This is a genomic window from Marinobacter sp. F4216 (genome assembly GCF_019931195.1).
Taxonomy (GTDB): domain Bacteria; phylum Pseudomonadota; class Gammaproteobacteria; order Pseudomonadales; family Oleiphilaceae; genus Marinobacter; species Marinobacter suaedae.
This window is the reverse complement of record NZ_JAIOUO010000003.1, coordinates 735,603-749,911: the sequence shown is the minus strand read 5'-3', so window position 1 is coordinate 749,911 and position 14,309 is coordinate 735,603. Positions and strand designations below refer to the sequence as shown.

General features: G+C 56.5%; 13 protein-coding genes and 1 tRNA gene. 8 read left to right on the top strand and 6 right to left on the bottom strand.

Features of this window, described 5'->3' with window-relative positions:
- Positions 1–40: 40 nt before the first annotated feature.
- From cas5c to cas7c, 3 genes are read left to right on the top strand one after another with little or no spacing between them, the layout of a single operon-like run.
- Positions 41–715, top strand: a complete 675-nt coding sequence (gene cas5c / locus K8I84_RS09015; protein WP_223794413.1) for a type I-C CRISPR-associated protein Cas5c — start codon at positions 41–43, stop codon at positions 713–715.
- The gene (gene cas8c, locus K8I84_RS09010; RefSeq protein WP_223794412.1) at positions 712–2,493 is read left to right on the top strand and encodes a type I-C CRISPR-associated protein Cas8c/Csd1; all 1,782 of its coding nucleotides are present in this window, start codon (positions 712–714) and stop codon (positions 2,491–2,493) included. Before cas5c ends, cas8c begins: the two co-directional genes overlap by 4 nt.
- A complete protein-coding gene (gene cas7c / locus K8I84_RS09005) occupies positions 2,493–3,362 on the top strand; it encodes a type I-C CRISPR-associated protein Cas7/Csd2 (protein WP_223794411.1) in 870 nt (289 codons plus the stop codon). Before cas8c ends, cas7c begins: the two co-directional genes overlap by 1 nt.
- A 1,268-nt stretch (positions 3,363–4,630) precedes the next feature.
- Here cas7c and K8I84_RS09000 read toward each other — a convergent pair.
- The 4 genes from K8I84_RS09000 to K8I84_RS08985 all read right to left on the bottom strand — a co-directional run bounded on the left by K8I84_RS09000 (position 4,631) and on the right by K8I84_RS08985 (position 8,425).
- Positions 4,631–4,706: transfer RNA gene (locus tag K8I84_RS09000), tRNA-Phe, on the bottom strand.
- 121 nt (positions 4,707–4,827) lie between these two features.
- Positions 4,828–5,100 carry an oxidative damage protection protein gene (locus tag K8I84_RS08995; RefSeq protein WP_223794410.1) on the bottom strand — a complete coding sequence of 91 codons (273 nt, stop codon included), beginning with the start codon at positions 5,098–5,100 and terminating at the stop codon, positions 4,828–4,830.
- Positions 5,101–5,174: 74 nt separating this feature from the next.
- The gene (gene mutY, locus K8I84_RS08990; RefSeq protein WP_223794409.1) at positions 5,175–6,239 is read right to left on the bottom strand and encodes an A/G-specific adenine glycosylase; all 1,065 of its coding nucleotides are present in this window, start codon (positions 6,237–6,239) and stop codon (positions 5,175–5,177) included.
- Complete coding sequence (locus K8I84_RS08985) at positions 6,239–8,425, bottom strand: AsmA family protein (protein ID WP_223794408.1); 2,187 nt, start codon at positions 8,423–8,425, stop codon at positions 6,239–6,241. Before K8I84_RS08985 ends, mutY begins: the two co-directional genes overlap by 1 nt.
- A 190-nt stretch (positions 8,426–8,615) precedes the next feature.
- Here K8I84_RS08985 and K8I84_RS08980 point away from each other — a divergent pair, with 190 nt between their 5' ends.
- From K8I84_RS08980 to hisF, 5 genes are all read left to right on the top strand, one after another.
- Positions 8,616–9,077, top strand: coding sequence for an SRPBCC family protein (locus K8I84_RS08980; RefSeq protein ID WP_223794407.1), 462 nt, complete (start codon positions 8,616–8,618; stop codon positions 9,075–9,077).
- A gap of 117 nt (positions 9,078–9,194) precedes the next feature.
- The gene (hisB, locus tag K8I84_RS08975; RefSeq protein WP_223794406.1) at positions 9,195–9,788 is read left to right on the top strand and encodes an imidazoleglycerol-phosphate dehydratase HisB; all 594 of its coding nucleotides are present in this window, start codon (positions 9,195–9,197) and stop codon (positions 9,786–9,788) included.
- Between the two features lie 25 nt (positions 9,789–9,813).
- Entirely contained in the window at positions 9,814–10,452 is a 639-nt protein-coding gene (gene hisH, locus K8I84_RS08970; protein WP_223794405.1) for an imidazole glycerol phosphate synthase subunit HisH, read from the top strand.
- Between the two features lie 36 nt (positions 10,453–10,488).
- Positions 10,489–11,226 carry a 1-(5-phosphoribosyl)-5-[(5-phosphoribosylamino)methylideneamino]imidazole-4-carboxamide isomerase gene (gene hisA, locus K8I84_RS08965; RefSeq protein ID WP_223794404.1) on the top strand — a complete coding sequence of 246 codons (738 nt, stop codon included), beginning with the start codon at positions 10,489–10,491 and terminating at the stop codon, positions 11,224–11,226.
- Between the two features lie 11 nt (positions 11,227–11,237).
- Positions 11,238–12,011, top strand: coding sequence for an imidazole glycerol phosphate synthase subunit HisF (gene hisF, locus K8I84_RS08960; RefSeq protein ID WP_223794403.1), 774 nt, complete (start codon positions 11,238–11,240; stop codon positions 12,009–12,011).
- Positions 12,012–12,020: 9 nt separating this feature from the next.
- Here the strand turns inward: hisF and K8I84_RS08955 are convergent, their stop codons facing one another.
- Both K8I84_RS08955 and K8I84_RS08950 read right to left on the bottom strand, forming a co-directional pair.
- Entirely contained in the window at positions 12,021–12,827 is an 807-nt protein-coding gene (locus K8I84_RS08955) for a divergent polysaccharide deacetylase family protein (protein ID WP_411722666.1), read from the bottom strand.
- 23 nt (positions 12,828–12,850) lie between these two features.
- Positions 12,851–14,260, bottom strand: a complete 1,410-nt coding sequence (locus K8I84_RS08950) for a S41 family peptidase (RefSeq protein ID WP_223794402.1) — start codon at positions 14,258–14,260, stop codon at positions 12,851–12,853.
- Positions 14,261–14,309 lie beyond the last annotated feature (49 nt).

Sequence of the window (14,309 nt, the reverse complement as noted above, 5' to 3'; positions counted from 1 at the left end):
CGTTGCGTTGTCGGCAGCGTGGATTGAGAGGAGAAAGCAAATGGCGTACGGCATCAGGTTATTGGTCTGGGGCGATAGAGCTTGTTTTTCCCGACCGGAAATGAAGGTTGAACGAGTCAGCTATGACGTCATCACCCCATCGGCTGCCCGCGGTGTTTTGGAGGCTATCCATTGGAAGCCCGCCATTCGTTGGGTGATTGATCGGATTCAGGTTTTAAATTCGATTCGTTTCGAGACGATTCGTCGTAATGAAGTGGGTAGCAAGATATCGGCGAAAAAAGTTGCCTCGGCCATGAAAGCAAAATCTACGGTCGGACTTGCCAACTATGTAGACCGAGACCGGCAGCAACGAGCGGCAACCATCCTGCGTGACGTGGCTTATGTGATTGAAGCGCATTTCGAACTAACTGATAAGGCCGGTGCCGACGACACAGAAGGCAAACATCTGGATATTTTTAACCGGCGCGCCCGGAAAGGACAATGTTTCCATGCACCTTGCCTCGGCGTAAGGGAATTCCCCGCCAACTTCCAGCTTTTGGAACAGGATGAGCCGGAGAAAACAGTTGATTCCTCCTTAACGGGTGTTATCGATCTTGGCTGGATGCTTCACGACTTTGATTTCAAAAACGACTGCACCCCGCATTTCTTCAGGGCCCGAATGATTGATGGTGTTATTGATGTGCCTCCACTGATGGGCGAGGAGGTGAAGGCATGATCATTTCTGCATTGAATGATTACTACAACCACTTGTTGGAACGTGGGGATAGCATCGCAATATTTGGTTACAGCCAGGAGCAAATAAGTTATGCGTTAGTTCTTTCGGTAGGTGGAGAGCTTGTGGATGTGCAAGATCTCCGGGACACGTCGGGTAATAAACCCAGGCCCAGAAGTCTGATGGTCCCCCAGCCTGAGAAGCGCACGTCGGGAGTGAAATCCAATTTCTTGTGGGACAAATCCAGTTATGTATTGGGCGTGGCTTCGAAAGGAGGCGAGAGGGCCACGCAAGAGCATAACGCCTTCAAAGAGCTGCATGGTGAACTACTGAAAAATGAACTGGACACATCTCTGCAAGCTGTCCGGATTTTTTTGGAGCAATGGGTTCCAGAGCAATTTACAGCGTCTGGATTGTTTAACGCTGAGATGCTGGATGCCAGGTTTGTTTTTCGGATCGATGGAGAAAAGGCCTTTGTTCACGAGTCTCCTGCTGCCAAAAAAATACGCGCTGAGATGGTCAAGATCGCGGCGGGCGATGTGGCTCAATGTTTGGTCACCGGCAATCAGCAGCCTATTTCGAGGTTGCATCCGGCTATCAAAGGCGTAGATGGTGCACAAAGCTCTGGGGCGTCCATTGTTTGTTTTAACCTTGACGCGTTTTGTTCCTTTCAAAAATCGCAAGGAAACAATGCCCCGGTTTCCGAGCAGGTCGCCTTTGCCTATACCACTGCTCTTAATCACTTACTTCGGAGAGAAGAAGGCAACCGTCAACGCCTTCGGATTGGTGACACAACCGTTGTGTTCTGGGCAAAAGCTCAAAATGTCAAAGAGGCTGAAGCGGCAGAGATGCTTTTTGGTGACTTTCTTCAGCCGCCAGCGGAAACCGACGTGTCAGAAACGTCCCGCCTACGCTCCGCATTGGATGCTATCGCAAAAGGTCGCCCCCTTAATAAGCTTAACCCTGAGCTGGCACCGGATACGGAAATTTTCGTGCTGGGACTCGCCCCCAACGCGTCCCGGCTCTCCGTTCGATTCTGGGAGCGTGGAAATTTGGAAGTGTTTGCCAAGCGATTGGCGCAGCACTACCAGGACCTGAACCTTGTTCCCTCTCCCTGGAAAACGGAGCCTGCAGTCTGGCGTCTTCTGCGAGAAACCGTTCCGCACCGTGATGGAGTTAAACCAAAGCTCGATGATGTTCAGCCCTTGATAGCTGGGGAGATGACCAGGTCCATTCTGACAGGCAAGCGCTATCCAAGAAGTCTGCTAACCAATCTGATTATGAGAATGCGCGCGGACGGTGATATCTCGCCTCTGCGCGTAGCAATGTGCAAAGGCGTCCTGGCCCGTGATTGGCGCTTGGGCGTTAGAGGCATCGAAACGGAGGTCCCTGTGAGTCTAGATACCGAAAATAATGATCCCGGCTATTTGCTGGGAAGGCTGTTTGCGACGCTTGAAAGCGTCCAGCGGTCTGCCCAAGGGAGAGATGTAAATGCCACCATACGAGATCGATACTATGGAGCCGCTTCGGCAACACCCGCTAGTGTGTTTCCCGTTCTGATCCGTAACGCTCAGAATCATTTGGGAAAAATCCGGAAAGGCAAGCCCGGTCTCGCGGTCAACCTTCAAAAACAACTGGGGGAAATCCTAGATCGCTTAGCTAGCAGCTTTCCTCGCAGCTTGAGGATTGAGGCTCAGGGACGATTCGCAATCGGTTATTACCATCAAACACAAGCTCATTACACGAAAGCTGAGGCCAATGCCGAGGAAGGAGAAGAATAATGTCGGTCATTTCAAATCGCTACGAATTCGTTTACCTGTTCGAAGTCACCAATGGCAACCCTAATGGAGACCCAGACGCTGGCAATATGCCCCGACTAGATCCGGAAACTAACCAGGGGTTGGTTACGGATGTTTGCCTTAAGCGAAAGGTGCGCAACTATGTTGCAATGGAGAAAGAAAGTGAGCCGGGCTTTGCCATCTACATGCAGGAAAAATCTGTGTTGAACAATCAGCACAAGAGAGCATACGAAGCTCTGGAAATCGAGCCGGAGCCCAAGAAGCTTCCAAGAAACGAGGCCAAAGCTCGCGAGCTGACGGCATGGATGTCCAAGAACTTTTTCGATATCCGTACGTTCGGAGCAGTGATGACTACAGAAGTTAACGCCGGCCAGGTCAGGGGGCCTATCCAGATGGCTTTTGCCAGCTCCATAGATCCTATTGTTCCGATGGAAGTGACGATCACGCGGATGGCGGTGACCAATGAGCGAGATCTTGAAAAAGAGAGGACCATGGGGCGCAAACATATCGTTCCTTACGGCCTTTACCGCGTCCACGGGTTCATTTCAGCGAAGTTGGCGGAGAAATCCGGCTTCTCCGAGGAAGACCTGGAAGTTTTCTGGCGGTCACTGATAAATATGTTCGAGCATGATCGATCTGCAGCCCGGGGAGAAATGGCCGCACGCAAACTCATCATCTTCAAACATGAGAATGCTTTAGGAAATGCCCCTGCACATGTTTTGTTCGATACGGTCAAAGTCGAACGTGTTGAAGGGGAGCCGGGTTCACCCGCGAGAAGCTTTTCAGACTACAAAGTTTCGATCGATGCTGAACGCTTGCCCGAAGGGGTCAGTGTTGAAGAGAAGTTGTAACTGATAGATGGTGTTTTGCTTACTGCTGCTCTGCAACACTGCGCAAAACCGCGACCTATTTGGGCGCGTGGATAGAAACCATTAATTGCCGAGCCCGGCTTTGTGAATGCCAAGTCGCGCCCCATGCGGGCGTGTGGATTGAAACTTCTTCGTGTAGAAGTCGAAGGCTGCGTTTGCGCGCCTCGCCCCTTGGGGCGTGCGGATAGAAACGGGTATCAGGAGCGATTTGCGGAATACCATTACAAGGTCGCGCCCCAAGAGGGCGCGTGGATAGAAACATGCCGCCGCGTCATGGTAAGTGCCAGCTCGCGCAGTCGCGCCCTTCGCGGGCGCGCGGATCGAAACAAGCGTAAGGACATGGAAGGCACAATCACGAAGTTTCGCGCCCTATGAGGGCGCGTGGATAGAAACGTTAAACGGGTTGGGGAAGCGCGTAACGGGTTCGGGCCTCACGCGGGCGCGTGGATAGAAACCACTGGAACATATACTCCGCTGTGGAGAGGCGTGGGTCGCGCCCTTTGGGGGGCGCGCGGATAGAAATGGCTAACAGGATCGATACGCGGAATATCGCTACAAGGTCGTGCCTCCGTTAGGGCGCGTGGATAGAAACTATCGGCCGGATTGGGCAACCGAGGAAGATCGAAGGTCGCGCCCGTAGCGCGGGGCCGTGGGTAGAAACATGTCTTCGCCCTCAATCGGGCTAAGCTTCATGGGTCGTGCCCCATGCGGGCGCGTGGATTGAAACAATCACACCCGCGAAGTCGTGCATCTGATCAACAGGTCGCGCTCTGTGTGGGCGCGTGGATAGAAACTTCGCTTGGGCTACGTACTACGTCGCTTTGGAGGCTGTCGCGCCCCATGAGGGCGCGCGGATAGAAACGACCTGCGCAAATCGCTGATGCGGTTGAAGGACAGTCGCTCCCCGCACGGGCGCATGGATAGAAATCAGACCGACCTCGAGGCGGTGCTGCCGTACTGGTTATTTGTCGTGCCTCGCGGGGCGCGTGGATAGAAACCTGAAAGGAACCATTGAAGCGGCATCAGCCATGGTCGCGCTCCACGCGGGCGCCTGATTAACTGCTTGCCTTAACTAGTCATCGGTTTCAGGTAATCGAGCGCTGCTAGCAGTATCAATCGCTGAGGGGATTTGGGCAGGGGGCGAACGCATTTGGATGGCTAAGTTATAGCGTGGTGCCCCATCAGTGTCCCATGAGGCCATCCAGAAACGAAAAAGCCCGCTAGAAAGCGGGCTAATTCACTGAATTCGTTGGTGCCCGGAGGCGGAATCGAACCACCGACACGGGGATTTTCAATCCCCTGCTCTACCAACTGAGCTATCCGGGCATGTTGCAGTGCTGTCGTGCAACGGGGCGCTATTAAACCGGTTTCGCTGTTTTGAGTCAAGGCTGAGTGGCAAAAAAATCCGAATCTTTTCGGTGCTGTTCAGCCCTTGACCAATGAGCGGTTATTGCTCCGGTGGCACGTACCCTTCGGCCTTGTCGAACGGTTCGTTGTCGAGGAAGTGTTCCATCTGTGCCTGCAGGTATTTGCGGGTGTTCGGGTCCATCAGGCTCAGGTGCTTTTCGTTAATCAGCATGGTTTGCTGGGACTGCCATTCTTCCCACGCCTGTTTGGAGACGGTTTCGAACAGTTCCTGGCCTTTTTTGCCGGGCATGGGGGGGAAGTCCAGGCCTTCGAGTTCCTTCTGATACTTGCGGCAGAAAACGGTGCGGCTCATGGTCGCTCCTTCAGGTGAATGAATCTGCGGGCATGATACCAGAAAGGGGAGGGGCTCTGGCGCACCCCGGTGCGTCAGAGCAGCGCTGCCTGTTCGGCGTCAGTGAGCAGGGTGCGAATGGGGGCCGGCAAGCCCAGGGTAAGCGCTTCGTCCCGGTGCAGCCAGCGCAGGTTGTCGCTATCAGCAACGACGTGGCTGCTGTGTACGCGCAGCCGGGCTGGCTGAATGTGCAAATGATAGTGGCTGAAGGTATGCCGGAAGCCGCTGATCAGTTGAGGCGTTTCGCAGGCAATGCCGAGCTTCCGCTCACAGGCATCCTGTAGTTCGTCTGCGCCGAAAGCCGGGTCCAGTTCTGGCAGGCTCCACAGGCCGCCCCAAATGCCGGACGGTGGACGTCGCTCCAGCATAATTCTGCCTTGTGAGTCTTCCAAAATGACCATCCAGGTGGTTTTTTCCGGTTTGGCCTTCTTGGGCTTGGAACCAGGATAAAGAGTGGCCTCCCCACGAGCGTAGGCGGTGCAGTCCGCCTGCAGAGGGCAGGAGTCGCACTGTGGTCGCGTTCGGGTGCACACCATGGCGCCCAGGTCCATGATGGCCTGGGTGTAGTCGCGCACACGATCGTGTGGCGTGTGTTGTTCCGCGTATTCCCACAACCTGTTCAGGACGCTGGTCCGGCCCGGCCATCCGGGTACGGCGTGGTAGCGGGCCAGAACCCGCTTGACGTTGCCATCCAGAATGGCGGCCCGCTTGCCGAAGGCCTGGGCCAGGATAGCGGCGGCGGTTGAGCGCCCGATGCCTGTCAGGCTCTCGAGTTTGTCCTGATCTTGTGGGAATTCACCTCCGAACTCAGCCATGACCGTTTTCGCGGCTTTTTGCAGGTTCCGGGCGCGGGCGTAGTAGCCCAGTCCGGACCAGTGGCCGAGCACATCATCTTCCGGCGCCTCTGCCAGAGCGCGGGCATCCGGGAAACGCCGCATAAAGGCATTGAAGTAGGGGATGACCGTGGTCACCTGGGTTTGCTGAAGCATGATTTCAGACACCCAGACCCGGTAAGCATTGCGGTTGTGGTGCCACGGCAGGTCGTGCCTGCCGTGCTGGTCGTACCATTCGAGCAAGCGCCCGGCGAAGCTGTCAGGCATTACTTGAACAGACCTTTCAGTTTGTCACCCAGCTCCTCCTCGAGCTTTTCCTGGATTTTCTTTTCGGCTTTTTCTTGGGCGCGGTCCAGCTCTTCTTCCGCTTTGGCCTTGGCGGCATTGGCGGCCATATCCTTGAGTGTGTCGCGGAAACGGGAACCGTCAAAAGAGCACAGCTTGGCAGGGTCGTCGGTCAGACTGCCCCGGCATTCAACCGGGATAACCACGTTCTGGACGACATCGCTGACGCGGCAGGCTTCGTCCCGGTGGATTTCGCCGGTGATGCGAAGGCCGGCCTCGTAATCCAGGTTTTTCTGCTCGAGGTTTACAGTGCCGTCACCTTCCAGCGTCATGCCGGCGAGGGCGGCTACCAGGTCGGTGTTTTCAAGGGTGCTGCCATCGATCTTCAGGGTACCGCGCATGTCGTTGAACGGGGTAGTGGTGCCCCAGCCACTGTTGCCGAGGCTTTCCTGATTGGCCAGTGCAATGCCCTGGCAGGCCATGCGGGTAAGGTTCATTCTGCGGAACTCACCTTCGGCCAGATTGAATCCGATCTCGCCTTTCGCGTTATCACGAAGCACGGTAGTCCGGTTTCCTTTGGTGGTGACGTTGACCTTCAGATTGGCGCCCCCGGCGAGCATGTCCACTTCCGCCAGGTCGGTCAGCAATGTCAGGGTCTGCACATTGGTGACGTTAGCGCTTACTTTCCAGTCGGGGGCATCGTTGCGCGCATCCAGCGTGACGTTGGCGCCGAAGCTACCGTCGTAAAGCTTGCCGCTGAACTCGTCGACTTTCAGCAAGCCGTCTTTGGCAGTGGTGCTGGCCTTGATGTCATTGATGGTGAGGTTGCTGGCGATCAGTTCACCGAGGCCGAGGTCGATATCCAGCAGCAGGGCGCGCAGGGCTTCCAGCGGCAGGAGGTCGGATTCTCCGGAGTTGCTGCTGGCGGTCTTGCTGGTTGCTGTCTCTTCAGGTGCCGGCTCGGTGGTGTCGCCTTCCGCCTCCGGTGCCAGGTAACGGTCAAGGTTCAGCTTGTCGCCGGTCAGGTTCAGGGTTGTCGCCTGGTTGGTCAGGTTGAAGCTGCCTGAGCCCTCAAACGTGGTGTCGTCCAGTGCCAGCTTGATATCGGACATTTCGATGTTGCCCTCGGCGCCACCGATGCTGGTTGAAAATGCCACGGACTCAAGCACGTCCGGATCTCGCGTTTCGATCGGTGCCTGGCCCAGGGTTTCCAGCAAGGCCTTCGGAGAGAATTCGTTCAGGGCGAAGGTGCCGCTGACCGTGGGTTTGTCGCCAAAGCCTTTCACGTTTAGATCGGTGGTAACGGAGAGGTTGGCCAGGCCAAGGGTGAAGTCGCTCAAAGTCGCGGTTTCATTTTCAAGATCAGCGCTGGCGGAGCCTTCGAGTTCGGCGGTCACGGACTTGCCGCCCAAGGGTTCTCCCGCCATATCGAACACCGCTTTCAGTCCGGAAATGGCGAAGGCATTGAGTGCTTCGTTGGCTTCAATGCGGGTGCTGATGTCGCCGTCCAGCTCGAACTGGGGCTTGGCGGTTTCGACACGGAAGGTCACATCCAGAGGGAATTCGGAATCCAGCGCAATGTCACTGGCATTCACGGTGAAGTTCTCCAGCGTGACGGCCTGGCCTGTGCGCTTATCCGTGTAATGTACCTGGGCGTTGGTGATTTCAATGTTCTCGACGTTGAACGCCAGGGGTTCGCCGCCGGACTCCTGAGCCGGTTCACTGTCTGTTTCGGCGGGCTGCTCCTGCGCCGGCTGTTCGGCCTCGGCGGTGCTTGTGCCTTCCGGCATGATCCGTGTCCAGTTGCCTTCGCCCTGCTCATTGACTTCCAGGCGGGCATCCAGCCCACTCAGGGCAAAGGTGCCGACCCGGGGCGACATGGTGACAAGGGACATGAAATCCACCTGCGCCACCAGTTGTTCCAGTGCCACCAGGCGACCACCCTCAAGATTGGCTTCCACATCGTTCAGTTCGATGCCAAGAGGGATAAAGGACCAGCTGATGTCGCCGTCCAGTACCAGGTCCAGGTTGGTGTGTTTTTCCACCGCATTTTCAATTTGTGGTTTGTAATTGTTGGGGTCGATCACTGCCATGGCGATGGCAATTGCCACTGCGGCGAGGACGATCAGTGCAACAATGGCGATCAGCAAATAACGAACAACTTTCATGATCGTGGCTTCCTTTTCCCGGGAATGTGTTGCCAAGTGTGCGACGGTGGTCGCCGATTAACGAAAGGATACCGCAGGGTTAACAAATTAACAGCGGGGGAGTATGAAAATGCGGTAGTGTTAAGTCACAATACGAACCTTCTTATTTTCAACAAGTTTGATGCGTATAAGCACAATAAAAGGAGCGACCGTGGCCATTACTGTAACCATCGAGCTGAATCGGGAAATTGAAATACCAGGCGGCTTTGACGAGGTGTTTGAGCTGCTGGCGGATGTTCCCCGTTCTGCCAGTCATTTCCCCAAAGTTCATCAGCTGACCGATCTGGGGGATAACACCTACCGCTGGGAAATGGAAAAAGTGGGGATCGACAAACACGCGATTCAGTCTGTTTACGCGTGCAAGTATCACGCGGACAAAGACGCCGGCAGGATTACCTGGGAGCCCATCAAGGGCGAGGGTAACGGTATTGTCCGCGGAGCCTGGGAGCTGAGCGCCAAGGGCGATAACGCCACTGTTGCCAAGTTCCGCACCAATGCGGAGCTGACCCTCCCGCTGCCGAGCCTGCTCAAGCTTGCCATCAGCCCGGTGGTGAAGCACGAGTTCAACGGTCTGGTTGATATCTACATGAACAACCTGAAGTCGGCGTTCTAAAACCGCTGGTCAAACAGCGTGGTTGATCAGCCTGTGGGACTCCGGCGGGCTTAGACTGTATAATCCGCGGATTGAAACTTTGCGGCATTATGTCGCCCAAAAGTGACGGAGTCCCTAATGGCCGAACGCAAGGCTCGGGTAGAGCGTAATACCCTTGAAACCCAGATTACCGTTGAGATTGATCTCGACGGCACCGGTAAGGCTACTTTTGATACCGGCGTTCCCTTCCTCGAACACATGATGGATCAGATCGCCCGTCACGGGCTGGTCGATCTCAACATCGTCTGCAAAGGCGACCTGCACATCGACGATCACCACACCGTGGAAGACATCGGTATCACGCTGGGTCAGGCCTTCAAACAGGCCGTCGGGGATAAAAAAGGTATTCGCCGTTACGGTCACGCCTATGTTCCGCTGGATGAGGCCCTGTCACGGGTGGTGATGGACCTGTCTGGCCGCCCCGGCCTGTTGATGGATGTGCCCTACACCCGTGCGGTGGTGGGTGGCTTCGACGTGGATCTGTTTGGCGAGTTTTTCCAGGGCTTCGTGAACCACTCCATGGTGACCCTCCACATTGACAACCTGAAGGGCAAGAATACCCACCACCAGATCGAGACGGTCTTCAAGGCCTTTGGTCGCGCCCTGCGTATGGCCATCGAGATGGATGAGCGGATGGCCGGTATTACACCGTCCACCAAGGGCTCCCTGTAATCGTTCAAGGACAGCGAAGCGCACTATGAAAACCGTTGCCATTATCGATTACGGTATGGGGAATCTGCACTCTGCCCGAAAAGCGGTCGAGCACGTTGCACCCGATGTGAACGTGCTGGTTACCGATAACGCCGACCAGATCCGTGAAGCCGACCATGTGATCCTGCCCGGCGTCGGCGCCATCCGTGACTGTATGCACGAAATTCGCCGGCTGGGCGTGGATGTGCTGGTTCGGGAAGTTTCCCGGGACCGCCCGTTTCTCGGCATCTGTGTTGGTATGCAGGCGCTCATGTCCCGCAGCGAAGAAAACGGTGGTGTCGAGGGTATCGGTCTGTTCCCGTCAGAGGTCCGTTTCTTCGGTGACAACCTGGTTGAGGACGGTGAACGCCTGAAAGTGCCGCACATGGGGTGGAACGAGGTTTACCAGACCGTCGATCATCCCCTGTGGCATAACATTCCGGATGGTGACCGTTTCTACTTCGTGCACAGCTATTATGCCGAGGCCGAAGGCAATGCCGACATGGCGGGCCGGAGTCATTACGGCGTCGACCTGGCGGTGGCCGTTGCCCGGGAGAATATCTTCGCGGTGCAGTTTCACCCCGAAAAAAGCGCCCGCGCCGGTCTCCAGCTTCTGAAAAACTTCGTTGACTGGTCCGGTCAGTAACCGGACGGTCTGACTCGCTAACACGGATTCTGTTTTATGCTGATTATTCCCGCCATTGATCTCAAAGACGGCAAATGCGTTCGTTTGCGCCAGGGCCGAATGGACGATTCCACGGTGTTTGGTGATGACCCGGTTGATATGGCTACCCGCTGGGTAGACGCTGGAGCCCGCCGACTGCACCTGGTGGATCTGAACGGCGCCTTTGCCGGTGAGCCGGTCAACGGTGAGATCGTTCAGGCGATCGCGCGCAAATACCCCGACCTGCCCATTCAGATTGGTGGCGGTATCCGCTCGGTGGACACCATCGAGGCTTACCTTAAAGCCGGTGTCCAGTGGGTGATTATCGGCACCAAGGCTGTCAAAGAGCCCGAATTCGTAACCGAGATGTGCAAGCGTTTTCCAGGCCACATTATTGTGGGCCTGGATGCCAAGGACGGGCGGGTCGCCACCGACGGCTGGGCGGAAGTGTCCGAAGTGATGGCGACTGACCTGGCCAAGCGATTTGCTGACGACGGCGTCGATTCCATTGTTTATACCGACATCAGCCGCGATGGCATGATGCAGGGCGTGAACGTGGAGGCCACTGCCGCACTGGCCCGCGAAGGCGGCATTCCCGTTATTGCATCCGGTGGTGTAACCAATATGGATGACCTGAAGCGCCTGGCCACGGTGGCCGATCAGGGCGTGCTGGGCGCCATCACCGGGCGAGCGATTTACGAAGGCACACTGGACGTGGCGGAAGCTCAGGCCTACTGCGATAGCCTGAAGGCGTAAGGGGGGCTGTCATGGCACTGGCAAAGCGCATTATTCCATGTCTGGATGTTGATAAGGGCCGGGTGGTCAAGGGTGTTAACTTTGTTGATATCCGTGACGCCGGAGATCCGGTTGAGGTGGCCCGTCGCTACAACGAACAGGGCGCCGATGAAATTACCTTTCTCGATATCACGGCCAGTCATGAGAGTCGCGATACCACGTACGAAACCGTCGAGCGCATGGCGGCGGAAGTCTTTATTCCACTGACCGTGGGTGGGGGCGTGCGTACCGTCGATGACATCCGCAAGCTACTGAATGCGGGTGCCGACAAGGTGTCCATCAACACTGCGGCGGTGTTCAATCCGGAGTTCGTTCGTGAGGCTGCCGACCGGTTTGGCAGTCAGTGCATTGTCGTGGCCATTGATGCCAAGCAGGTGAGCGCCGAGGGCGAAAAGCCGCGCTGGGAAATCTTTACCCACGGTGGCCGCAAGCCAACTGGCCTGGATGCTGTGGATTGGGCAAGGAAAATGGTCGAACTGGGTGCGGGCGAGCTTCTGTTAACCAGTATGGACCGTGATGGCACCAAAATTGGTTTCGATCTCGGCCTGACGCGGGCTATCAGTGATGCCGTCAGTGTTCCGGTGATTGCCTCAGGTGGCGTCGGAGAGCTCCAGCATCTGGCGGACGGGGTCACCAAAGGGGGTGCCGATGCGGTGCTGGCGGCGTCCATTTTCCACTTTGGCCAGCACACCATTCCCGAGGCCAAGGCCTTCATGAAAAATCAGGGGATTGAAGTCCGGGACTGAGGCTTTCCTCTACGGATTCCGGGCCAGGGCAGGCGAAATGGCCTGCTTTTCCCCGTCGGCGAACATTTCCCGATTACCATTCCGAATCGCCCACAGGCCACTGATGGTCGCAATGGCTACGCCCTGGGCATCCAGCTCGGGCAGGTGTTTATCCAGGTAATCGACCGTCACCTTGTGTGGATGACCGATGCCAATGGCGGTGCCATTTTCCTTCGCGCGCCGGATCAGCTTCTTGAATTGACGGTCAACGAATTCTTCAGACTGCTCGTGGTCGAGGAAGATATCCCGGGTCATGCTCGGAATCTGGTAGGCCTGAGCCACGTCCCCGGCGATCGAAGTAGCGATGGTGCGACTATCCACGAAGTAGACCGGGTACTTGGTCAGCTCCTTCATTACCCAGTCCATCATTTCCAGCCTCTGGGTCAGCAGGCTGCCCATATGATTGTTCACGCCCCGCACATGGGGAATAGCCTGCAGGGAACGACGAAGGGTGGTGGCAATGCTGGCTTCATCCATGTCGGAGGTCAGTCCGCCGGCACCCAGTGAGAAGTTTCGGGTGTTGGCCATGGGGGAGTGCAGCATGATTTCCTTGCGCTGACGGTGTGCCAGCTCAGCCAGCGACACGGTGTGGCGGCGGAAGGGCAGGAACGCCAGCGTCAGGGGCTGTTCCATATTGGCCAGGCGTTCGCCCTGTTCCCGGTTGTGCCCCATATCATCGATGATGATGGCGATGGTCGGAAGCAGGGCCTTGTCGGCTGGTTTGTCCGGGGTATCTGAGTTACCCGTTGCGAATGGGGCGGCCAGTATGGCCGCCAGGACCGTCGTAAGGCGGAACAACTTCACTGGCTGATATCCTGTCCCTCTATGGCGGTGTTTCCATCTTTACTGCCAAAAATATGAAGGCCCTTCAACAGGTTCAGGGCGGAGCGAAGCTGATAATCCTGTTCAGCTGGCGAAGGGCCGTTTTTTTCCTTGGCTGTCTCGCCATCCTTGTTTTCGTTCTGGCCCTCCAGATGGCCGCTCAGGTCCGCCTCGGTAAAGAAGGGCTGGCTGTCGAGCTCTGTCAGTTCAGCCGGGCGAACCTCGATGTCCGGCTTGATTCCGGTAGCCTGAATGGAGCGACCATCGGGGGTGTAGTAACGGGCGGTGGTCATCTTGATGGCGTGAGCCTCGTCCAGCGGGATAACCGTCTGTACGCTGCCCTTGCCAAAGGATTGGGTGCCCATGATCACGGCACGTCCATGGTCTTGGAGAGCGCCGGCCAGAATTTCGGAGGCAGACGCGGATCCGCCGTTGATCAGCACAACCACCGGCGTGCTTGGCATGAAATCTCCTGCAGTTGCACTGAAGCGCAGGCGGGAGCTCTGGATACGGCCTTCGGTGTAAACGATCAATCCCTGGTCCAGCAGGGCATCGGCGGTCTCAACCGCAGCCTGGAGGACGCCGCCCGGGTTGTTGCGCAGATCAATAATCAGCCCGTCCAGGGTGTTGCCATTCTCTTCTTCCAGCGACTCAAGTGCCTGGCGGAACTGGTTGCCGGTTTCGGCCTGGAACTGGGTGATGCGGACGTAGCCGTAGCCGTTCTCGATCATGCGGGATTTCACGCTGGTGACCTTGATGATGTCCCGCTCGACATCGATTTCGATTGGGGCGCTTTCACCCTCGCGCATGATGGTCAGGGTGAGGATGCTGCCTGGTTTGCCCCGCATCAATGACACGGCCTCTTCGAGGGTCATGCCCTTAACTGGCTTCTCGTCCAGCTTGATGATCAGGTCGCCGGCCTGCACGCCGGCCTTCTGGGCCGGGGTGTCATCAATCGGTGCGATGACTTTGACGAAGCCGTTCTCCATGCCAACCTCAATGCCCAGGCCACCAAATTCGCCGGAGGTGCTTTCCTCCAGTTCCTCGTAGTCTTTGGGGGCAAGGTAGGTGGAGTGCGGGTCCAGGTCGGAAAGCATGCCCTTGATGGCGCTTTCCAGCAGTTGCTGGTCATCCACCTCTTCCACATAAGCATCCTTGATACGGGCAAAGACCTCGGTGAACTTGCGCAGGTCTTCCAGCGGAAGCTGCTTCTCCGGGTCCGGCAGGGTGACTTCGACCTGCTGTCCATTAACGGTGCCTTGGTAGGTCTGACTACCATCATCTTCCTGATCCTGGGCAAGTGCCAGTCCGGGGATAGCGGTAAAAAAAGTGCTTAGGACAATGGCACTCAGAGGAAGAGCATGGGATGGACGTCTGGCCCGCTTCATTCACATATCCTGTTTTTATTCCAATAGTTGGACTTGTTTCCCTGATGTC

Bases quoted from the DNA above. Each gene is read 5' to 3' on its own strand.
- K8I84_RS08950 (WP_223794402.1), bottom strand. From the start codon at position 14,260: ATGAAGCGGGCCAGACGTCCATCCCATGCTCTTCCTCTGAGTGCCATT.
- K8I84_RS08995 (WP_223794410.1), bottom strand. From the start codon at position 5,100: ATGAGCCGCACCGTTTTCTGCCGCAAGTATCAGAAGGAACTCGAAGGC.
- mutY (WP_223794409.1), bottom strand. From the start codon at position 6,239: ATGCCTGACAGCTTCGCCGGGCGCTTGCTCGAATGGTACGACCAGCAC.
- cas8c (WP_223794412.1), top strand. From the start codon at position 712: ATGATCATTTCTGCATTGAATGATTACTACAACCACTTGTTGGAACGT.
- K8I84_RS08985 (WP_223794408.1), bottom strand. From the start codon at position 8,425: ATGAAAGTTGTTCGTTATTTGCTGATCGCCATTGTTGCACTGATCGTC.
- hisH (WP_223794405.1), top strand. From the start codon at position 9,814: ATGAAAACCGTTGCCATTATCGATTACGGTATGGGGAATCTGCACTCT.
- cas5c (WP_223794413.1), top strand. From the start codon at position 41: ATGGCGTACGGCATCAGGTTATTGGTCTGGGGCGATAGAGCTTGTTTT.
- hisA (WP_223794404.1), top strand. From the start codon at position 10,489: ATGCTGATTATTCCCGCCATTGATCTCAAAGACGGCAAATGCGTTCGT.
- hisB (WP_223794406.1), top strand. From the start codon at position 9,195: ATGGCCGAACGCAAGGCTCGGGTAGAGCGTAATACCCTTGAAACCCAG.
- cas7c (WP_223794411.1), top strand. From the start codon at position 2,493: ATGTCGGTCATTTCAAATCGCTACGAATTCGTTTACCTGTTCGAAGTC.
- hisF (WP_223794403.1), top strand. From the start codon at position 11,238: ATGGCACTGGCAAAGCGCATTATTCCATGTCTGGATGTTGATAAGGGC.